We start from the raw sequence: 22,777 nt of genomic DNA on the forward strand, positions 1-22,777 counted from the left end.
GTTCCTGAGGAATATAGAGGAGGAGTTCCTGTTGTTTTTATGATTGGATTGTCTAAATATTTTGATCTTATTTTAGGGAATAATAATGCTATTATTTTTAATACAAAATATTACCGAACGGTATTGTTCTTAGGATTAGGTTTAGTTGTTTTAACCTTTGTTTTAAATATAATTTTTATACCGATTTATGGTATTACAGGTTCTGCATTTGCAACGTTGTTATCTATTACAGCATACAGTTTGGCAAAATTACTTTTTGTAGTTAAGAAACTTCATTTGTATCCTTTTACTAAACAAAACTTGTATTCATTGCTGGTTACAACGGTATTATTTCTATTATTTTACTTTTGGGAATTTCCAGTTTATCCTTTAATCGGAATTGCTTTAAAATCAGTTATTGTGACGGTTTTTTATGTGTATTTAAACTATAAATTTGCTATCTCTAAAGAGATAAATCAAGTAATAAATAAGTTTATAGGCAAGCTTGGAATTAAAATTTAGTAAGAAATAAGGTCACGAACTAAAAGTGATGCATTTTGTTTTTATATTTGTTATAGCCGCTTGTGGTTTTATTACATACAAATATGAAAAAGAGAATAATTGTTTTTCTGTTTATTTCGTTGCTATTAGTTTCACAAGTTAGTTTTGCTCAAAAGGCAAAAAAACAACCTGAAAAAGAAATCGTTCAAAGTAATACTGTCGATACGATTGCTAAAATTAATTTAAAAGGATATCCTGTAACACCTTTTAAAGACACCCTTTTTTATGTTTATAATAAGGTAGGTTCATTCTCGGCAGAGAATAGAGCCAAAGCTATTTCGGACAAAATAAAAAAGATTTATGAAGATGCTTTTTTTGTAAGCGATTCTCTAAAAATTATTCCTTCGGATATAAGTTTGGATATTGTTTACGAAAGTGATTTTGTTATAATGTCGATTCTTGAAGCGGATGCGAAATCAGAGAATATGCCTGCTGCCAATGTTGCCAAGCGTAATTTTACGGCAATAAAAAGAGCTATTCTTTTCCAGAATGAAAACTATTCTTTATTACCAAAAAGACTTGGATTTACGGCTCTGCTAATATTAATTCTTGGTCTTGTATTGTTTTTTGTAGGCAAACTTTTTAATAAAGGAAGTCTTTATGTATCCAGAAATAAAAAAAAGTATTTTACAGGATATAAATACAATGAGATAACTATTCTTAGTCCGCAAAAGCAACACTTTTTGGCATTACGATTAATAGGAGCTATAAAGGTTTTCGTTTTGTTATTAATTGTGTATTTATCTTTACCAATACTCTTTAGTATTTTTCCTGCTACCGAAGGTTATACAACAACTTTATTACGATGGATTCTTACGCCTGCAAAATTGGCTGTAATGGGGTTTCTGGCATTTCTTCCTAATTTGTTTACAATACTTGTAATTGCATTTATTTTTAGATACACCTTAAAAGGGATTAAGTTTTTTGTAGATGAGATTAGTAAAGGGAACATAAAAATAGATGGTTTTTATAGTGATTGGGCAAAACCAACCTTTAATATCATCCGCTTTTTAATGTATGCCTTTATGTTGGTTATTATTTTTCCGTACTTACCAGGTTCAGATTCACCTATATTTAAAGGAGTTTCGGTTTTTGTGGGAATCTTATTTTCATTAGGATCGTCTAATGCAATTGCTAATATGGTTGCAGGACTTGTAATAACCTATATGCGCCCTTTTAAAATAGGAGATTTTATAAAAATAGGAGATGTAAGCGGAGAAGTAATTGAAAAAACGGCTTTGGTTACGCGTGTAAGAACACCAAAATTTGAGGACATTACAATACCGAATTCAACTGTTTTATCGAGTACATCGACTAATTATTCGGCAAACACAAAAGAAGATGCAAGAGGATTGGTTATGCATTCTACCGTTACAATTGGATACGATGTGCCTTGGAGAGATGTTCATAAAGCATTAATTAATGCAGCTACAAAAACGGATTTTATAGAAACTACTCCGGCTCCGTTTGTTTTGCAAACAAGTTTGGATGATTTTTATGTTGCCTATGAAATTAATGCTTATACCAAAGAGCCTCAGAAACAACCTCAAATTTATTCATCCCTACATCAAAATATTCAGGATAGTTTTAACGAAGCTGGAATTGAAATTATGTCGCCACATTATAAAGCGCTGCGTGATGGAAATAAAACGACAATACCCGAAGACTATTTAGGTAATAATTACGAAACTCCTACGTTTAATATAAATGGCAAGTTATAATTTGTTTAAAAGGAATTAGATAGCTAAAAAAAAAGAGAATTGCCTTATGTGTAATGAAACTTTTAATAAGGGACTCTATCTTGTGGAATTAATATTTTTTAGTGTTTTATGATGAAAAATTAATTGTAATATCACTAAAAGTGGGTATTGTGTAGTTTCTGATTGTGAGCTAATTTTGCTTTCTAAATTCCCCCAAATAAATTATTAAAGTAAATAGCTAAAATAATTTTAATTAACGATTATGAAAAGCCCACAGTTTACACAAGAAGAAAGTCTACAAGTATTTTCGAATATAATTTCAAATAAAATACATAACGGTTTTATCTTAGAAGAAAGAAACGATGAAATGCTTTTTGCAGTTTTATCAAAAGGGGAAAGAGTAGTTGATCATAGTTTTAATTTCCTGATTTGTTGCTTAACATTCGGATTATGGTCTATTGCGTGGTTATATTTAACCATAGAATCATCTAAAAACAAAAAGATATTAGTTGCCATCGATGAAGATGGAATTCCTTTTGAAGATAAATGTTATTACGAATAATTTAAGATTACAGTTTGTCTTTTAGATAAATACCTGTTATAGATTTTTTTACTTTAACGATTTCTTCCGGAGTTCCTTCGGCCAATAATTCTCCACCATTTTCTCCGCCTTCTGGACCTAAATCTATTATCCAGTCGGCACATTTTATAAGGTCAAGATTGTGTTCAATCACAATTATAGAATGTCCTTTGTCTATCAATGCATCAAATGAAGCCAATAATTTCTTGATATCATGAAAATGAAGTCCAGTTGTAGGTTCATCAAAAACAAATAAAGCTTTATCTTTTGTCGCTCCTTTTACCAAGAACGAAGCCAGTTTTATACGTTGTGCTTCACCACCAGAAAGAGTTGAAGACGATTGTCCTAATTGTACATATCCTAAACCAACATCTTGTAGAGGTTGCAATTTTTGAGTAATCTTAGTTTGGCTGTTTTTAGAAAAGAAACTAATAGCGTCATCAATTGTCATGGTTAAGATGTCATTGATGTTTTTGTCATCAAAAGTAATTTCTAATACTTCTTTCTTGAAGCGTTTTCCGCCGCAAGTTTCGCATGGCAACTGTACATCTGCCATAAAAACCATCTCGACGTTAATAGAGCCTTCACCTTTACAAGTTTCGCATCTTCCACCATCTACGTTAAAAGAAAAATGTTTGGCTTGGTAGCCTCTTATTTTTGATAGTTTTTCTTTGGCATATAATTCTCGTATATCATCATAAGCCTTAATGTAGGTTACAGGATTAGAACGCGAACTTCTTCCAATAGGATTTTGATCGACATATTCGATATGTTTTATTTGCGAGAAAGAACCTTTTATTTCGGTAAATTGACCAGCTTTTTCGGCTGCATTATCTAGTTTTTTCTGAATTGCAGGGAATAAAATCTTTTTAACAAGTGTACTTTTTCCGCTACCAGAAACTCCCGTAATTACAGTTAAAACATCTAATGGGAAAGTAACATCTATATTCTTAAGGTTGTTTTCGCGAGCCCCAATAACCTGTACGAAATTTTTAGATTTACGGCGTTGTTTAGGAACAGAAATTTCTAAATCGCCATTTAAATATTTAGCTGTTAGAGAAGTTGATTTTAATATTTCGTCATACGTTCCCTGAGCCACTAATTCTCCTCCAAAAGTTCCTGCTTCAGGACCAATATCGATAATCATATCGGCAGCTTTCATGATGTCTTCATCATGTTCTACAACAATTACCGTATTACCTAAGTCACGAAGAGAAAGCAATACTTTTATCAATCGTTCAGAATCTTTTGGGTGTAAACCAATACTTGGCTCGTCTAGAATATACATCGATCCAACTAAACTACTTCCTAGAGAAGTTGCCAGATTGATACGCTGAGATTCTCCACCTGAAAGAGTAGAAGAATTTCGGTTTAAAGTAAGATAAGATAATCCTACTTCTGTCAAGAATGATAATCTATTATTAATTTCGACCATCAAACGTTTTGCGATTTGTTTTTCGTAAACGTTAAGATCTATTTCGTTGAAAAAAGTAACTAAATGCTGAATTGGTAAATCGACTAAATCGGAAACCGTTTTGCCGTTTATTTTTACGTAAGAAGCTTCTATTCGTAAACGTTTTCCTTTACAAACATGGCATTTTGTTTTTCCGCGGTAACGCGAAAGCATTACTCTATTCTGAATTTTATAATTTTTTTCTTCTAGTTCTTTGAAGAAATCATTTAAACCTTCAAAATATTGATTTCCTTTCCAGATTAACTCTTTTTGTTCCTCGCTTAATTGAAAGTAAGGTTTATGTATCGGAAAATCGAATTTATGAGAATTATTTACCAACTGATCACGAAACCAACTCATGCTTTCGCCACGCCAAGGAAAAATAGCATTCTCGTAAATAGATAAAGAAGTATTAGGAACGACTAAATCGGCATCGATACCAATAATATTTCCATATCCTTCGCAAGCAGGGCAAGCTCCGTATGGATTATTGAAACTGAATAAGTGCGGATTTGGTTCTAAAAATGTGATTCCGTCTAACTCAAAATTATTAGAATAACTGAATCTTTTATTTGTGTTTAATTCCTGTAAAAAACAAATTCCTTTTCCTTCAAAAAAGGCAGTTTGAACAGCATCGGAAAGACGATTATAAAATTCTTCCTCGTCTTTTACAACGATTCGATCAATAATCAATAAAATATCCTGATCCTTTTTCGTGTCAAGCGAAGAAGCAAATTCATCCAAACGAACCATTTCGTTATCGATTAATATACGAGCAAAACCTTGTTGTAATAAAACATTAAATTTTTCTTCTAGTTTTCTTCCTTTTTCAAGATGAATAGGAGCTAGAAGTAACCATTTGCTATCTAAATCGAAGCTTTTTACTTCGGTAACAACATCGGTAACAGTGTTTTTTTTGACTTCCTGACCTGAAATCGGAGAGTATGTACGACCAATTCTTGCGAAAAGTAACTTTACATAATCGTAAATCTCTGTAGATGTTCCTACAGTCGAGCGCGCATTAGTAGTATTTACTTTTTGCTCAATAGCAATTGCAGGAGCAATTCCTTTTATGTATTCGACCTTTGGTTTGTCTAATCGACCTAAAAACTGACGTGCATACGATGACAAACTCTCGACATAACGACGTTGTCCTTCGGCATACAAAGTATCAAAAGCCAAACTTGATTTCCCAGAACCCGAAAGTCCCGTGATAACAACAAGTTTGTTTCTTGGAATGGCAACATCTACATTTTTTAAATTATGTACCTGAGCACCTTTAATAATGATATTCTTCTTTGGGTCGAGTGTAGAAAGGTCAATTTGCATACAAAAAATCAATTTCCACAAAAGTAATCAATTTTCATTTGAGTTATGTTAAGGAGAGGGACTCAATTTGTTTAAAAATAATGTGATAATTGTTGTTTTAGAGTTTAGATAAGTGTGATAAAATACTATTTGTATTTTTATTTCATTTTTTGCCAAAATAGTATTTTATCAATAAATAATGATTTATTTTAGTGCAGTTTTAGTACTAAATTAATACCACAGAGGCATTGAAATCGAAACTTTATTTTTTATTCATTTTTTTATATTGTAGTGTTTATTCTCAGGAATTACCGCCTATAATTAAATATTCTCCCAGTGTTTACGGAGCGGGTAATCAGAGTTGGATGATTTCGCAGGATCAAAAGCATTCTTTGTTTTTTGCTAATAACGAAGGGCTTTTGGAATTTAATGGAACCAATTGGGAGTTATATCCATCTCCTAACGAAACGATTATTAGGTCTGTAAAAGTTATAGATGATAAAATTTATACAGGCTTTTATATGAATTTTGGTTATTGGACAAGGCAGCCAAACGGAAAATTAAAATATACTTCGCTTAGTGATTCTATAAAAAATAAAATTCTAGATGACGAACAGTTTTGGAATATCTTAAAATACGACCAATGGATTTTGTTTCAATCTTTAAACAGAATTTATATTTATGATACTAAAACTAAAAAGTTTCAGATAATAGCACCTAAAAATGGTGTAGTTAAATCTTTTAGAACAAATACTTCTATTTACTTTCAGACTATGAAAGAAGGTCTTTTTGAAATAGAAAGCGGCAAAAAAGTCTTGATTTCTGACAATCTGATTTTAAAGAATAATACTATTGTAAATATTTTTTCTGATGATGAAGGTTTGCTAATTCAGACGCAATTAAGCGGATTTTATAAGCTAATCGGGAATAATTTAACCAAAATTTATACGGAGATAGATAACGAATTGGCAGCTAGTTTTGTTTATAGTAGTCAGCTACTTTCGGATGGTAGTTTTGCGCTTGGAACGGTTTCGGACGGGATTTTTATAATTTCGAAAGAAGGAAAACTCAAGTATCATATTTCTCAAAATAAAGGACTGAGTAATAATACCGCTTTATCATTGTTTGAGGATGATGATAAAAACCTTTGGGTAGGATTAGATAACGGTATAAACTGTATTAATCTTCAGTCGCCCATTCATAGTTTTACCGATGATACAGGGATTCTGGGAACGGTTTATGCCTCGGCAACCCACAACGGAATTTTATATATAGGAACAAATCAAGGGTTATTTTATAAAAAATACCAAAGCACCGAAGAATTTAAGTTTATAAGCGGAACCAAAGGTCAGGTTTGGTCTTTGTTTACCTATGACGGAACTTTATTTTGTGGGCACGATTCGGGAACATTTGTTATAGAGAATAATATTGCTAAAAAGATTTTTTCGGCGTCTGGAACTTGGAAATTTGAAACAATCGCGAGTCATAGTAATTTATTGATGCAAGGTAATTATTATGGCATTTCGGTTCTGGAAAAGGGTAATAATCAGTGGGAATTTAGAAATAAAATAACAGGATTTGATTATTCGTCACGCTATTTTGAAATTACTAAGAATCTGGAGATATATGTAAGTCATGAGTACAAAGGAATTTTTAGGTTACAACTAGATAATGAACTAACAAAAGTTAAAACATTTTTTGCATATGCATCGCCCAAGAAAGGGAAAAATGCGAGTTTAATTAAGTTTAATAATTCTATTTATTATGCTTACAAAGGAGGGATTTTTAAGCTTAATAATGCAACAAAACAATTTGAAAAAGACAAACTGTTAAGTTCCGTTTTTGAGAAAGACGAATATACTTCGGGGAAATTAATTGTAGATAATTCTAATAAGATATGGTTGTTTTCTAAAAACTACATTCATTATTTTTCGGCAAGTAAACTAGGAAGTGAGCTTAAGCAAAATGTTATTCCGATACCTGCATCGTTAACCAACTCCATGTTAGGATTTGAGAATATTACGCAAATATCCAAATCAGATTACCTCATCGGTACAACTGATGGTTATTATACGCTGAATATTGATGATTTGAGTTTTAAAAATTATGTAGTTTCTATTGCTGCCATTACTACAAATAAACTTAATGAACGAATTGCCAATGAATCTATTCTTGAAGAAGGAAGTTTTAAATCTGACGAGAATAATATAACTTTTAATTATACGGTTCCTGAATACAATAAATACATTAACTCAGAATACCAATATTTACTAGAAGGTTTTCAGGATGATTGGAGCGAATGGAGTGTAAAACCAGCGGTGAATTTCAAGAACCTTCCGTCAGGAAATTATACATTTAAGGTAAGGGCAAAATTTGCCAATAAAGTATTAGAAAATACGGCAACATATTCGTTTACGATATTAAAACCCTGGTATCTTACCAATGTGGCTTATTTTATTTATTTGTTATTAGTATTAATCGTAGCTTATTTTATAAATAAAGCCTACAGGAATTATTACCATAAACAGAAAGAAAAACTAATAGAAGAAAATAATTTGTTATTAGAGATTAAAGAGCTTGAAAATGAGCAACAATTAATGAAGTTGCGAAACGAGCAATTAACTCAGGATGTCGATAGTAAAAACAGAGAATTGGCAGTTTCTACAATGAGTTTAAATAGTAAAAACGAATTATTGGCTTTTATAAAAGAAGATTTAAAGAAAACATCCGAAGACGGGGATAAAAATATAAAATCGGTAATTACGACCATCAATAAAAATATCACCGAAGATGATTCCTGGAACGTGTTTAAAGAAGCATTTGACAATGCTGATAAAGATTTCCTGAAAAGGATAAAACAACTTCACCCTTTATTAACTCCAAATGATTTACGACTTTGTGCATACCTGAGATTGAATCTGTCGTCAAAAGAAATTGCTCCATTGCTAAATATCTCGGTAAGAAGCGTGGAGATAAAACGTTACCGTTTGCGTAAAAAAATGGATTTGCAGCATGAACAAGGCTTAGTAGAGTATATTCTTGCTGTATAGGAAGCTACTAAACAGAAAATTTCACCTATACATCACCACAACATTAACGTTATTGTTGTGGTTTTTTTTATGATTTACATTAATATTTTAACATAATTTAACATTGCGGATTTACTATTAATACTGGTAATTTTTTATGTTATATTAAAAATAAATAGTCTTTTTTGTGATTGTATGTTTTTTGTAAAGGTTGTTTTTGAATTATTATCAGTGAATCCGAATAAATTTATCTTTCAATAAAAACTAACTAATTATGAAATCTAGATTATTACTAATGGTATTGTTACTGTTTACATCTTTTGCGTTTTCGCAAGCTTTTGATGTAAAGGGAACTGTACTCGATGGCTCAGGTTTATCATTGCCTGGCGTAAATGTAAAAGTTAAAAGTTCGTCACAAAGTACAACCACCGATTTTGACGGATCTTTTAAGTTGTTAGGTATCCCAAAAGGAACCACAATTGTTTTAAGTTATATTGGTTTTAGAACACAAGAAGTTGTGGTTTCGAGCAGTATAATTACTGTAAAGATGAGTGATGATGCCAGATCGCTTGATGAAGTTGTTGTATTAGGATACAGCAGCAAAAAGAAAAGAGATGTAACAGGAGCAGTTTCTATTGTATCTAGTAAAACCATCGAAGATTTACATCCTATTAAAGTAGAGCAAGCCTTGCAAGGAACCGTTGCAGGTGTTAGTGTTACTGCGCAATCGGGTTCTCCGGGAGCAGCTATGGATATACATATTAGAGGTGTTGCCACCAATGGAAATAATGCTGCAACTGTATTTATAGATGGATATCAGGGAGATTTGAGTATTTTAAATCCTAATGATATCGAATCGATTACGGTTCTTAAAGATGCGCAAGCAGCAATTTATGGAGTATTAGGAGCTAACGGAATTGTTTTGGTAACTACAAAAACGGGTAAAAAGAATTCTAAAACCAAGGTTTCTTTTAATTCCTCTTTTGGTACACAGGAAACAACCAAAAAAATGTCGGTATTAAATGCTACAGAATATGCATTATTATTAAATGAGAGTTATGCCAATGGCGGACAAACATTGCCTTATCCTAATGTTTCGGGTTTAGGAAAAGGAACAGATTGGCAAGATGAAATTTTTAATCCAGCTCCAATAATTAATAATGATATATCAATATCAGGAGGTTCTGATAAAATCACATATACATTTAGTGGATCTGATTTAAGCCAACAAGGTATTATTGGAGGTTCTAAATCTGACTTTAAAAGAAATACAGCAAGATTGTCTTTAGGAGTCGATTTATCTAGTAAAATAAAACTACAAACCAATATTATTTATACTTACCTAGATAGAGATTCATTAAATGAAAACGGATTGGGTTCTGTGCTTTTTAATGCCATAAATACACCTTCGACTTTACCAGTTCGTGACCAAAACGGGAATTATACATTAGTTCCTAGTACACCAGGTTACGGAGTCGAAATTATTAATCCGCTTGCACAAATAGAGAATACATACAATGATTATAAATTAAAAAAATTGAACGGAAGTGTTAGTCTTACTTATGATGTAACCAAAGAGTTTAAACTAACATCACGTATCGGGTTTAATACAGGAAATAGTATTAGGAAAAACTTCTCAAAGCAAATAAGTTATGGAGGAAAAGTGTTTGATATTTCCCGAAGCAGTGTTACTCAAAACACAGTAAACGATAATGATTATACCTACGATTTTTTGGCAGAGTATAAAAAGACACTTTTTGACAGTCATAACATCAAAGCAATTTTTGTATCAACAAGTTATAAAACTTGGGGATCAGGACTTGGAGCAACAGGGTATGATGTACCTAATAATTCATGGCAATATGCCGATATAAATTTGGCTAAAGGAACAAGCCCGGCTGGAGGTCGTGATGTTTCGTCTTATAACTACGATGAAAGAAGAATCTCTTATGTTGGAATTTTAGAATATGATTTTAAAGGAAAATATCTTTTTAGCGGAGTTATCAGAAGAGATGCTTCGACCAAATTTGGACCAGATAACAGAGTAGCATTCTTTCCGTCATTTACTGGAGGATGGGTAGTCTCTGAAGAATCATTTTTAAAAGATAACAGTTTCATTAATTTCTTAAAACTAAGAGTAAGTTATGGAGTTTTAGGAAACGACTTAATCCCTAATAATGGTTATGCAGGATTGTTAGATGGAGAAGCGACTTATGTATATAATGGAGCTTTAGTAAACGGAACCGCAATTGGGGCGTTACCAAATTCAAAATTGCAATGGGAAGAAGCTAAAAAGTTTGATGTAGGATTAGATTTTCGATTATTTAATGAAAAAATAGACTTTACAGCAGATTACTTTATAGATACACGCGATAACTTATTAATCCCAAGAATTCCAGTATCGGCAATAACAGGAGTCTATGCTCCGGGAGCTTCTCCGCCTACTATGAATGCAGGTTCGGTACGCAACAAAGGATTTGAGTTTGCTATTAATTACAAAGACAAAATATCTGATAGTTTTAATTTTAATATCGGATACAATATAACAACCATCAATAATGAAGTTTTAGAAGTAGCAAATAGTACAGGTTATACCGATGCAGGAAGTTTTGGAGTAGGGCAACCGCTACCTCCGTCAAGAATGGAAAAAGGACAACCAATAGGTTATTTTTATGGATATAAAACTGATGGAATTTTCCAGAACCAAGCCGAGATTGCAGCACATCCATCTCAAGCAGCTTTAGGTTCGGTTACAACAGCTCCAGGAGATATTCGCTATAAAGATTTAAATAATGATGGCGTAATAGATAGTAGAGACAGAACCAACATTGGGGATCCAATTGCAAGTGTAATCATGGGATTAAATTTAAACTTTAATTACAAAAACCTTGACTTTCTTGCTTATTCCTATGCATCTATAGGAAATGATATGGTTAGAAACTACGAGCGTACACTTACAGATGTAAACAAATCTAATTATGTTTTAGGAAGATGGACAGGCGAGGGAACAAGTAATACAGTTCCTAGAGTAACAACCGGAGCGACAAACAACACTCTCTTTTCAGACTATTATGTAGAAGATGCTTCGTTTTTAAGAATCCAAAACGTGCAATTAGGCTATACATTAAACAAAGCATTCTCGGATAAAATCGGAATCTCAAAACTACGCTTGTATATGGGAGTAAACAACTTGTACACATTTACCAAGTATAGAGGTTTTGATCCAGCTGCTTTATCAGGACCATTAAATGCCGATAATGTTTCGCAATCGTCAGTGGGATCAGGAATCGATAACGGATTTTATCCAACACCAAGGATTTATACAATGGGATTAAATCTAAATTTTTAAAATTAAGAAAATGAAAAAGTATATTATAAATATAGGACTAGGAATCGTGCTTTTGGGAGCAATAAGTATTTCTTGTACAGATAGTTTTGTCGAGCGTGATCCAGTATATTCAATAGATTCCGAAAATTATTTTAATTCAGAGTCAGATTATTACAATGCCTTAATTGGAGCCTACGATTTATTGCAATCCTCTTATGTAAATGTTTTGTTGGGTGAGATAGCCTCAGACAATACATTTTCGGGAGGAGAAAGTGCCAGTGATGTAATAGGATTCCAGCAAGTAGATGATATGACGCACACAGCTGTAAATAGTAATATAAAAGATGTTTGGAACTGGATGTTTGCGGGAGTTAATAGAGCAAGTTACATTTTAGAGTTTAAAGACAAAACAGACTTCCCAGGGAAAAATCAAATATTGGCGGAAGCACATTTTTTAAGAGCATATTATCATTTTGAATTAGTAAAATGGTTTGGAGCTATTCCGCTAAACGGAGACAAGAGATTTAAATTAAATGATGAGAAAATAATTCCGCGTTCATCAGTTCCAGAAGTTTATGCTTCTATAGAAGCCGATTTGCTTTACGCAGTCGATAATTTAAACCCAAATGCCCCAGAGGTAGGAAGAGCGACTAAAGGTGCAGCACAAGCACTATTAGGAAAAGTGTACTTGTATCAAAACAAATATTTGGATGCATCCAAAGTTTTAGATAAAGTAATTGAATCAGGTAAATATTCATTAGTGACAGATTACAATACAATCTTTGAAAACGCTGGAGAAAACGGAAGAGAATCTGTGTTTGAAGTACAATATAGCGATGCCGAAGGAGCAAATTTTGGATGTTTACAATGTAGCGAAGGTAACGTAGCAGTAGGATTTAACGGAGTAAGAAACTATGTAGGACCATTTTTTGACTCAGGATATAGTTTTAATGTACCAACTCCAAAAATTGCCGATGCATTTGAGGTTGGCGATAAACGTAAAGATGTTGCTATTCTGGATATTGTTGCTTGGGCTGCAGCCAATAATGCCACTTATGGAGTAGGATATAAACACACAGGATATTTTAACCGTAAATATTTACCACGTCAAGGCGATGCTAATATTGGGGATCAAAACCTAACAAATCCTAATAATTATAGAGCAATACGTTATGCCGATGTTTTGTTAATGGCAGCCGAAGCTTATAACAGAGGAGGATTAGACGATGCCAAAGCAAGAACATACTTAAACGAAGTAAGAAGACGTGCATTTGGAGATACAAATCATGATATATCAGCTTCAGGACCAGCCTTAACAGATTTTATCTGGTCAGAAAGAAGATTTGAATTTGTTGGAGAAGGACTTCGCTTTTTCGATTTAGTGCGTACAGGAAAAGCAGCACAAGAAATTGTAGGTTTTAAGGCTGGAAAAAATGAAATATTTCCAGTTCCTATCGAAGAGATTCAATTCTCAAACGGAAACTGGCAGCAAAATCCTCAATATTAAAAAATAGTATCATGAAAAAATTACATTTTATTATAAGTCTGTTCGTTTTAGCAATCGCAATAGGTTGTTCTAATGACAGTAGTGGCAGCGATGTCGATATAGATTCGGTAGGAGCGCCAGTAAATATATCGGCACTTACAACAATTGCACAAGATAATTCAGGAAAAGTTACTTTTTTGCCCAAAGGCGAAGGAGTTACACAATATGAAATTTATTTTGGGCACGGAGCCACACAGCCCGTTATTGTAAATCCAGGAGCTACAACTACACATACATATCCAGAAGGAATATATCAGGCAAAAATTGTAGCAATGGGAATTAATGGAAAAAAGACAGAAATAACGCAAACACTTACAGTTTCGTTTTTGGCACCAACAAATTTACAGGTAACATTAGCGCATGTAGTTGGCGATAATTTATCGGCATCAGTAAGCGCAAAAGCCAATTTTGAAACCTTCTTTCAGGTTTATTTTGGCGAAGACCCAAATGAAATTCCTGTTGATTTTATGGAAGGAGAAACAATTAAGCACACTTATGCAAACGTTGGGACTTATGAAGTAAAAGTTGTCGCTTTAAGCGGAGGAGTAGCAACGACTACGCATACAGAATCGATAACAATTTCGAACCCAATTCTTCTGCCAGTCGATTTTGAGTCGGCTACATTAAATTACGCATTTAATAATTTTGGAGGAGCACTTACCACAGTAGCCAATAATCCTAGTGTAGATGCCAGTAATGTAAGTGCAAAAGTGGCTAAATTAACCAAAACGGCAGGAGCAGAAGTTTGGGCAGGTTCATTCTTAGAACTAGGAGTGCCGATTGATTTCTCGACATTGAAAAAAATCAGAATTAAAGCTTGGTCTCCAAAAGCAGGAATAGTGGTTAAAATGAAATTAGAGAATTTAACTGATTCAAATATAAATGCCGAGGTAGATGTTACCAATACAGTTGCAAATGGTTGGGAAGAACTTACATTCGACTTTTCGGCTGTAGATAATACCAATAAATACCAACGAGTAGTTCTTTTCTTCGATTTTGGTAATGCAGGAACAGGAGCCGATTATTACTATGATGATATTCAGTTAACCTCTGGAGGAGAATCTCTAGTGCTGCCATTAACATTCGAATCGGCTACATTAAGTTATGCTTACGGAAATTTTGGAGGAGCAACCACAGCAGTCATTGCAAATCCAGATAAATCGGGGATAAATACATCAGCAACCGTAAGTGCTTTAACAAAAGGGAACGGATCAGAAGTTTGGGCAGGTTCATCATTAGCATTAGATACTCCAATAAATTTCTCCACATTTAAAAAATTAAAAATGAAAGTTTGGTCACCACAGGCTGGAATTATTGTGAAATTTAAATTAGAGAATCTAACAGACTCGAGCATAAACAAAGAGATAGATGCTACCACAACAGTTGCTAATGGATGGGAAGAACTCACGTTTGATTTTGCAGGGATTGTAAATGCCAATAATTATCAGAGAATTGTAGTATTCTTTGATTTTGGAAACAGTGGCACAGGCAAAACATACTATTTTGATGATATAAAACAATCCAACTAAAAATATAAGGAATCATGAGTAAAAAAATAATTATAAATATCGTGTGCATACTCACCATGCTTCTTATGGTAGGTTGTCAGGAAGATAATTTAAAATTTGGAGAATTACAAGCACCAACAAACCTTGTAATTACTGCCGAAATTGTAGGTAAAACGGATGCAGATCCTAACGGAGATGGCTCGGGATTGGTAAAACTTGTCGCTACTGCAAATGATGCAATCTCATACAAGTACGCCTTTAGCGACGGTACATCGTTAAACTCGCCAACAGGTAAAACCGAAAAGCGATTTACCAAAACAGGATTAAATACCTATACAGTAACTGTAATAGCAACAGGAACAGGAGGAATACAATCAAGCACCTCGATAGAGGTTACAGTACAAAGTGATTTTAGTGATCCCGATGCAGTAATGTTCTTAACAGGCGGAACTTCTAAAAAATGGTATTGGTCAGCTTCAGAACCAGGCCATCTGGGTGTTGGGCAAAATGATGGCGACGCAACCAAGAATTATTATGCTAATTATTATACAGCAGGACCATTTGAGAAAGCAGCTTCACCAGCAAGTAGTTGTTTATATGATAATGTATTGACCTTTTCGCTAGACGGGGAACAAATAAAATATCAGCTGGATAACGGAGGAGCAACATTCTTTAATGCAGCTTTTGCAAGCGTAGCAGGAGGAAGTTCGCCAGACGATGCATGTTTAGCATACAACTCAAGCGGGACAAAAATAGTATCATTAAGTCCTTCAGAATCGGTTATTATGGGTAATCCAGACCATTTAACGCAAACAAGAGGAACAACAATGAATTTCTCCGATGGAGGATTTATGGGGTATTATATAGGTCAGAACTCATACGAGATAATCTCCATAACAGCAAACAGAATGGTTGTAAGAGCAGTTATGGGAGGTAATCCGGCATTAGCATGGTATCATATATTTACCACAACAAAACCTACTCAGGCGCCTCCAGCTGATTATACCACTTTAGTTTGGTCGGATGAATTTAATACTGACGGAGCACCAAATCCTGCAAACTGGGTAAATGAGTTAGGAACTGGCGACAGCGGATGGGGAAATAATGAAAAACAAAATTATACCAACAGTCCAAACAATGTAATAGTGCAAGGCGGAAGCTTAAAGATAACTGCCAAAAAAGAAGCTTCAGGCGGAATGGCATATTCCTCGGCACGATTAAAAACAGATGGTAAATTTAAATTCACCTATGGTAAAGTTGAGGTAAAAGCCAAATTACCAATAGGAGGAGGGACTTGGCCAGCAATCTGGATGTTAGGACAAAATTATGCAACAAATACATGGCCAGCTTGCGGAGAAATAGATATTATGGAGCATGTAGGTAATAGCCAAAATCTGATTCATAGTACACTGCACTATCCAGGACATTCTGGCGGAGGTGGAAACACAGGTTCAACAACTATTGCAACAGCATCATCAGAGTTTCATGTTTATAAAGCAGTTTGGAGCCCGGAATCAATTAAGTTTTATGTAGATGATGCCTTGTTTCATTCTTTTGCCAATGATGCAACAACACCATTTAATAAAGATTTCTTTCTGATACTAAATTTTGCAATGGGAGGAAACTTTGGAGGAGTCATAGATCCAGCATTTACACAATCTACAATGGAGATAGATTATGTAAGAGTATATCAATAATATAAAAGTTAAAGTTAGTCGGAATAAGGAGGTTAGCGGCACATTTGTTGGCCTTCTTATTTTTAATGATAAATAAAAGAAATAAAATGAAGAGAATTTTAATCCTATTATTAATAGGTAATTTAAGTTTTGCACAACAAGCAAAAAGGAAATTGGTTTGGGAAGAAAATTTTAACGGAAAAACCCTAAACGAAACAGTTTGGAATTACGAACTCGGAGACGGTTGTCCTGATTTATGTGGTTGGGGTAATAACGAAAGACAAATTTATACCAAGACAAACCATCAATTAAAAGATGGAAGCTTAATTATTAATGCAAGAAAAGACGGAAATGTATATACATCAACACGTATTACAACCAAAGGCAAAAAAGAGTTTAAATACGGACGCATCGAAGCCAGAGCCAAATTACCAGTTGGTCATGGCCTATGGCCAGCATTCTGGATGTTAGGAGCAAATAAAGATCAGGTAAACTGGCCAAAATGTGGCGAAATAGATATCTTAGAGTATATAGGCAGAGATCCACACATGGTTTATACCACATTACACACGCAAGATAGCCACGGGAATACAATTAATACCAAGAAAACTGCATTTCCAGATATCGAAAAAGGATTCCATGTATTCGCAATAGAGTGGACAAAAGACAAAATCGACTTTTTTGTAGACAAAGATTTAGTGTACACATTTGAACCGAAAGATAAAAATGAAGACGTTTGGCCATTTGATAAGCCATTTTATATATTAGTTAATCTGGCAATAGGAGGAAATTTTGGAGGACCTGAAGTAGACGATAAAGTTTTTCCACAAGATTTTATTGTCGATTATATTCGGGTATATCAGTAATTTAAGATTGCAAAAAAAAGAAGGTTAAATCGTAATTACTTTATTTTGTGAGATTTAAGCTTCTTTTTTAACTGTTGTAACCAAAATGTTAATTTATTGTTTCTTGGTCTTTTTTTAGAAATCATTGACTTTATTTTAATGTTTCTCAGTTTTTTGTGTTAATTATTCTTAATTTAATTTGCTTTATAAAATATTTATTTGTTAAATTTGAACACTTAATTAACACTTTAAAAACCAGAAGCCTATACATTAAAATTACTTTTTAGAAAATTACTCCAATTCAAAACTAAAACTAAAAGGTAGTATTATGGCTAATCTGCAAATTCCTGACGCTCTATTGGTGAAGAACTATGTTGAAGGTAACGAAAGTGCCTTGTCAACATTAATAAAAAGACATGAATCTAAGATTTATGGATTCATATATTCAAAAATAGCAGACAGAGATATATCAAATGATATTTTCCAAGATACATTTATAAAAGTAATCAAGACATTAAAAAGTAATTCTTATAACGAAGAAGGTAAATTCCTTCCTTGGGTAATGCGTATATCACACAACTTAATTGTGGATCATTATCGAAAAAATAAGAAAATGCCAATGTATAGAGAAACCGAAGAGTTTTCGATATTCTCCATCATGTCCGATGATTCCTTAACGATAGAGAACAAAATGATTATGGATCAAGTTGAGGTCGATTTAAAAAAATTAATCGAAGAACTTCCAGATGATCAAAAAGAAGTACTCGTAATGCGTATGTATCAAGACATGAGCTTTAAAGAAATATCCGAAATAACCGGTGTAAGTATTAATACAGCATTAGGTAGAATGAGATATGCATTGATGAATATTCGAAAAATTATAGAAAAACATCAAATTATTTTAACTAATTAATATACTAAATTGAGCAATAGGTCGTTGTTATATAAAATAAACATTTATTAGCATGGCAAAAATTTACTCAAAAAAAGTGATGATTAGTAAAAATCTAAAACCAAACAAAGAAGTAGTTTCTTTTTTATTGAGCTATTCACAAGCCTTAACAGTAGTGAAAATCGAAGATAAAAGTTTTGAGATTATAGCTAATTAAACAGCCCACAGCAACTGTCGGATGTTTTGAAAGTAAATGAAATTAATCAAATTGGTCGTTTGATTAAAAAATCACTAAGGGCAATATGCAATTAGTGATTTTTTTGTTTTTTAGAAGACTGATTTTCGTAATACTCATCAATAACCGATTTTCTTCCAATAGTCTTTGTGATAATATCTTTATCAAGATCCCACCCACGAGCAGGCGAATATTCTCGACCGTACCAAATAATTTCAAGATGCAAATCATTCCAAACCTCCTCAGGAAAAAGACGTTTAGCATCCTTTTCAGTTTGAGTAACATTTTTTCCGTTAGATAAATTCCATCTATACATCAACCTATGAATGTGAGTATCTACAGGAAATGCAGGAACACCAAAAGCTTGCGACATAACAACACTTGCTGTTTTATGCCCAACAGCAGGCAATTCCTCCAGATATTCATAACTCTGAGGAACCTCACCGCCATGTTTATCAATCAGGATATGCGACAAACCATAAATACCTTTAGCCTTCATAGGCGATAAACCACAAGGACGAATAATATTCTGAATTTCTTCAACCGACATTTTAATCATATCATACGGATTATCAGCCTTTGCAAACAATATAGGCGTAATCTGGTTCACACGAACATCAGTGCACTGAGCCGACAATAAAACAGCGATTAATAAAGTATAAGGGTCTTTATGATCTAGAGGGACAGGGATAGTAGGATATAATTCTTTTAACGTATTTATAACAAAAGTTACCCGTTCTTGTTTATTCATTTCCGTAAATTTAATCCCGTAAAAATAGCACAAATTTTATCATGAGCCTAATCCAGCTTTCCGTTACAACGCCTCATCGCGGTAGTAACATTTTTAAGTATTCGCAAGAGCTTCCGCTGGTCGCTTTGCCAATACATAAAATGTAAACCACCACAATTCCGGGGTTTTCACTACAATCTGGGCTAACAAATCAGGAATTATGGCAGATGAGTTAGGAATTATAAGCCATGAATTATTTAAATTTACAATCAAAAAATCTAAACTAATCAGTTGAGTAATCTAACAATCTAAGCGAGTCTAAAATTCTAAGTAGTCTAAGCCAGTCTAATTAATCAAAGAAGTCTAAAAAAATATAAAAATGACAACATTACAAATAGGAGATAAAGCACCAAATTTTTCAGGAACAGATCAAGACGGAAACACACATAAACTAGCCGATTATGCAGGCAAAAAATTAGTAGTATTCTTTTATCCAAAAGCAAATACACCAGGATGCACGGCCGAAGCTTGCGACTTAAGAGATAACTACGAACGTTTTCAAGCAAATAATTATGCATTATTGGGAGTTAGTGCCGATGCACAAAAAGCACAAGCCAAATTCAAAGAAAAATACGATTTCCCTTTCCCGTTATTGGCAGATGAAGATAAATCAGTAATTCAAGCCTTTGGAGTTTGGGGACCTAAAAAATTCATGGGTCGTGAATATGACGGAATCCACAGAACAACTTTTGTTATCAACGAAAAAGGAATTATCGAAGACATAATCTCAAAAGTAAAAACCAAAGAACACGCCGATCAAATCTTGAAGTAGAGATTACTATTTCGGTTTTTAAACTCAGTTTTCATGAGGTCTTTGTCAAAGTTTTGAACCAAGGCTGTAAGGAACTTTAGTAAAAAATATTATTTTTATTTTCGTATATCTTTAAACATATCATGAAATGCAAATCAGAACAGATGTGAGAGAAATATTAAGTTATATCTCAGATGATCAACTTGATTTTTTTGCTCGAGAAACTATGGTTGATTGGAATGCTAAAAAATTAAAAGGTAAGGAATTATTTAAACTTTGTGTTTTTGGAGTTCTAAATGAAAATAGAGCTAGCTCTAGAGTATTTGAGAATTTTTATGAAAATCATTTCTTTTGTAAATATGCTCAAATTCCTAAAGATAAAAGTGTTAGTCACAGTAGTATTGCTGAGAGAATAGGAAAAATAAACGTTGCGTATTTTGAGAAATTATATCAGCATACTGTTACTATCTTTCAGGATAAACTTAACGAAAAAGATAAAGCTAAATTAAGTTTATACGACTCAACAATTACAAGTTTATCAGCTTCTTTACTGAGTTTTGGAATGCAAAATGGACAAAAGAACAAAAAAGGCGAACAAGGAAAAAATAGTATAAAATTCACGATTGGCTTTAGTGAGCTGCCTTTTAATGTCAAGTTTCACAAAGATCAAAAAATGATTAGTGAGGATTTGGCTTTGGGAAATATTCTAGAAGAGCACATAGCCAATAAAAAAGATATTGCAGTTTTTGACAGGGGAATGAAGGATAGAAAGACAATGGTTGAACTCTCCAATGATGATAAGTATTTTGTGACCCGAATTTATAAATCATCTAAATATGAAGTAGATAAAGGTAGTAAAGTAACTCTATTAGATTTTGAAAATGAAATCCTTAAACTAACAAGACATAGCAAGGTTTACCTTTATGCTAATCAAAAGAAGACTAAAATAGTTTTTAGATTAGTTGAGGGGATATTAAAATCTGATGGAGAAAAAATATTGTTTTTAAGCAATTTACCTGAAGATGAATTTACAGCAAATCAAATAGCTGAAATTTACAAAAGACGTTGGGATATTGAGCGTTTCTTTAGATTCATAAAACAAGAATTGAATTTTAAACACTATTTTTCAAGACAGTGGAACGGAATTCAAGTAATGATTTACATTATTTTAATTGCATCAATATTGCTTTTGAGTTACATAAAACTAAATCAATTAAAAGGATATAAAATCCCCAAAATGTCATTTTGTAATCAATTGCAAAATGACATTATTCAACAAGTAGTAATACATTGTGGTGGAGATCCTACTAAATTAGAAACATTTAATACATGAAACCAAGTTCCTTACAGCCTTGGTTTTAAGCTTTGACAAAGGTCTGTGTGTAAAAACGAAAAACTTAAAGGCTCTTATGAAATCTAGAGCCCTAGCCCTGATAGAAGCGGTATCCTTTTTCTGGCTTCTTTAGACAGGAAAAGATACAAGCGGATAGCAGGAAATAGCTTCTAATTAAAATTTCAATATCTAAAATTCCAAATTCCAATTGTTTTATGGTTCGATACCTTTGTCAAAGTTTTTAAAACTTTGACAAAGGTTTACAGGCAAGTCAAAAAAAAATCCCAAACTCTTTTTAGAATTTGGGATTTTAGATATTGTAATTTAAAGAAATTTAGATTTTCTTCATTTGATCTTTCATCATTGTGATTTGCTCTTTCAGCATTCCTTGTTTGTCTAATTTCTTAGCTTCATTCAACAAATTAGTCGCTTCAAGCTTTCTTCGGCGTGACATAGCAACACCAGCAAGGTTTAATTTTGCAACAGCTAAATCCATATCCATAGATAAGCCAAGTTCAATTGCTTTTTTGAAATATTTCTCAGCTTGATTAATATTAGTTTGAGAAACCATAATGCCATGTAGGTAATTAAAGTAACCTTGTTGTTTTCTTACTAAAGCAGTTTCAGGATTTTTGATGTATGCCAGCCATTTTTTAGCACCTTCAAAATCTTGTTTTCTTAATTTCAGGAAGGCTAATAAGATGAATTCATTTTTAAAGTAAAGGAAAATAGGTATTCCAGCTAATAATATAAGAAAGATTCCGTTTCCGGTATTACTTTCTGTAAATTGCCAAACGCCAGCAACTACTAATAGTCCGGCTAAAATAATTTTAATATTTCTGTGAAACATAATAGGTGTATTTTTGTGATTGCAAAGATAGTAAAATGAATTAAAAATATTTTTATAAAACTACTTGCAAGGAAAAAAAGTCTTTGTATATTTGCACTCGGTTTTAGAGTAACAATATTCGAAGAACAAAAAGAAGATATTAGACACCATATTTAAAGATACAAAGCAATGAGCAAAAGAACGTTTCAACCATCGAAAAGAAAAAGAAGAAATAAGCACGGATTTATGGACAGAATGGCTTCTGCGAATGGAAGAAAAGTTCTTGCACGTAGAAGAGCTAAAGGAAGACATAAACTGACTGTTTCTAGCGAACCTAGACACAAAAAATAATGTTTCTATAAACATAAATAAGGCGTTACTTTTTTTAGTATCGCCTTTTTTTATACCTTGTCATTAAAAAATGAGTAATGTTT

17 protein-coding genes are annotated in these 22,777 nt (G+C 33.0%); 14 read left to right on the forward strand and 3 right to left on the reverse strand.

What is annotated here, in order from left to right:
• The 3 genes from B8T70_RS11095 to B8T70_RS11105 form a co-directional block, all read left to right on the forward strand.
• Nucleotides 1-501 (forward strand): polysaccharide biosynthesis C-terminal domain-containing protein (locus B8T70_RS11095; protein WP_207621526.1); only part of this gene is annotated, 501 nt, incomplete at its 5' end.
• An 83-nt stretch (nt 502-584) separates the two neighbouring features.
• A complete protein-coding gene (locus tag B8T70_RS11100) occupies nt 585-2,261 on the forward strand; it encodes a mechanosensitive ion channel family protein (RefSeq protein ID WP_086894889.1) in 1,677 nt (558 codons plus the stop codon).
• Nucleotides 2,262-2,502: 241 nt separating this feature from the next.
• Nucleotides 2,503-2,802 (forward strand): hypothetical protein, encoded by a 300-nt coding sequence (locus tag B8T70_RS11105; protein WP_035623094.1) that lies wholly within the window; start codon nt 2,503-2,505, stop codon nt 2,800-2,802.
• Between the two features lie 7 nt (nt 2,803-2,809).
• Here the strand turns inward: B8T70_RS11105 and uvrA are convergent, their stop codons facing one another.
• Nucleotides 2,810-5,602 (reverse strand): excinuclease ABC subunit UvrA, encoded by a 2,793-nt coding sequence (gene uvrA / locus B8T70_RS11110; protein WP_086894890.1) that lies wholly within the window; start codon nt 5,600-5,602, stop codon nt 2,810-2,812.
• Between the two features lie 227 nt (nt 5,603-5,829).
• Between uvrA and B8T70_RS11115 the strand changes: the two genes are divergently transcribed.
• The 8 genes from B8T70_RS11115 (at nt 5,830) to B8T70_RS23800 (ending at nt 18,622) form a co-directional block, all read left to right on the forward strand.
• Nucleotides 5,830-8,631, forward strand: coding sequence for a triple tyrosine motif-containing protein (locus tag B8T70_RS11115; RefSeq protein ID WP_304529089.1), 2,802 nt, complete (start codon nt 5,830-5,832; stop codon nt 8,629-8,631).
• Nucleotides 8,632-8,884: 253 nt separating this feature from the next.
• On the forward strand, nt 8,885-11,959 hold the full coding sequence (locus tag B8T70_RS11120; protein WP_086894892.1) for a TonB-dependent receptor: 3,075 nt from the start codon (nt 8,885-8,887) through the stop codon (nt 11,957-11,959).
• Nucleotides 11,960-11,969: 10 nt separating this feature from the next.
• On the forward strand, nt 11,970-13,445 hold the full coding sequence (locus B8T70_RS11125; protein ID WP_086894893.1) for a RagB/SusD family nutrient uptake outer membrane protein: 1,476 nt from the start codon (nt 11,970-11,972) through the stop codon (nt 13,443-13,445).
• A gap of 11 nt (nt 13,446-13,456) precedes the next feature.
• The gene (locus tag B8T70_RS11130; protein WP_086894894.1) at nt 13,457-15,013 is read left to right on the forward strand and encodes a hypothetical protein; all 1,557 of its coding nucleotides are present in this window, start codon (nt 13,457-13,459) and stop codon (nt 15,011-15,013) included.
• A 14-nt stretch (nt 15,014-15,027) separates the two neighbouring features.
• On the forward strand, nt 15,028-16,689 hold the full coding sequence (locus tag B8T70_RS11135; RefSeq protein ID WP_086894895.1) for a family 16 glycosylhydrolase: 1,662 nt from the start codon (nt 15,028-15,030) through the stop codon (nt 16,687-16,689).
• Nucleotides 16,690-16,775: 86 nt separating this feature from the next.
• Nucleotides 16,776-17,534, forward strand: a complete 759-nt coding sequence (locus B8T70_RS11140; protein WP_086894928.1) for a family 16 glycosylhydrolase — start codon at nt 16,776-16,778, stop codon at nt 17,532-17,534.
• A 307-nt stretch (nt 17,535-17,841) separates the two neighbouring features.
• A complete protein-coding gene (locus B8T70_RS11145; RefSeq protein WP_039112632.1) occupies nt 17,842-18,426 on the forward strand; it encodes an RNA polymerase sigma factor in 585 nt (194 codons plus the stop codon).
• Between the two features lie 52 nt (nt 18,427-18,478).
• Nucleotides 18,479-18,622 carry a hypothetical protein gene (locus tag B8T70_RS23800; protein ID WP_165572092.1) on the forward strand — a complete coding sequence of 48 codons (144 nt, stop codon included), beginning with the start codon at nt 18,479-18,481 and terminating at the stop codon, nt 18,620-18,622.
• Between the two features lie 91 nt (nt 18,623-18,713).
• Here B8T70_RS23800 and nth read toward each other — a convergent pair whose 3' ends face one another.
• Nucleotides 18,714-19,391: an endonuclease III gene (nth, locus tag B8T70_RS11150; protein ID WP_039112633.1), complete on the reverse strand. Its 678-nt coding sequence runs from the start codon at nt 19,389-19,391 to the stop codon at nt 18,714-18,716.
• Nucleotides 19,392-19,749: 358 nt separating this feature from the next.
• Between nth and bcp the strand changes: the two genes are divergently transcribed.
• Nucleotides 19,750-20,202 (forward strand): thioredoxin-dependent thiol peroxidase, encoded by a 453-nt coding sequence (gene bcp, locus B8T70_RS11155; RefSeq protein WP_035624919.1) that lies wholly within the window; start codon nt 19,750-19,752, stop codon nt 20,200-20,202.
• A gap of 127 nt (nt 20,203-20,329) precedes the next feature.
• On the forward strand, nt 20,330-21,514 hold the full coding sequence (locus tag B8T70_RS11160) for an IS4 family transposase (RefSeq protein ID WP_086894896.1): 1,185 nt from the start codon (nt 20,330-20,332) through the stop codon (nt 21,512-21,514).
• Nucleotides 21,515-21,848: 334 nt separating this feature from the next.
• Here B8T70_RS11160 and B8T70_RS11165 read toward each other — a convergent pair whose 3' ends face one another.
• Nucleotides 21,849-22,364 carry a hypothetical protein gene (locus B8T70_RS11165; RefSeq protein ID WP_086894897.1) on the reverse strand — a complete coding sequence of 172 codons (516 nt, stop codon included), beginning with the start codon at nt 22,362-22,364 and terminating at the stop codon, nt 21,849-21,851.
• A 168-nt stretch (nt 22,365-22,532) separates the two neighbouring features.
• On the opposite strand from B8T70_RS11165, the gene rpmH reads away from it, so the two are divergent.
• Nucleotides 22,533-22,694: a 50S ribosomal protein L34 gene (rpmH, locus tag B8T70_RS11170; RefSeq protein WP_008464848.1), complete on the forward strand. Its 162-nt coding sequence runs from the start codon at nt 22,533-22,535 to the stop codon at nt 22,692-22,694.
• The last annotated feature ends 83 nt before the right edge of the window (nt 22,695-22,777 follow it).

The organism is Flavobacterium sp. AJR (genome assembly GCF_002156885.1).
Lineage (GTDB): Bacteria > Bacteroidota > Bacteroidia > Flavobacteriales > Flavobacteriaceae > Flavobacterium.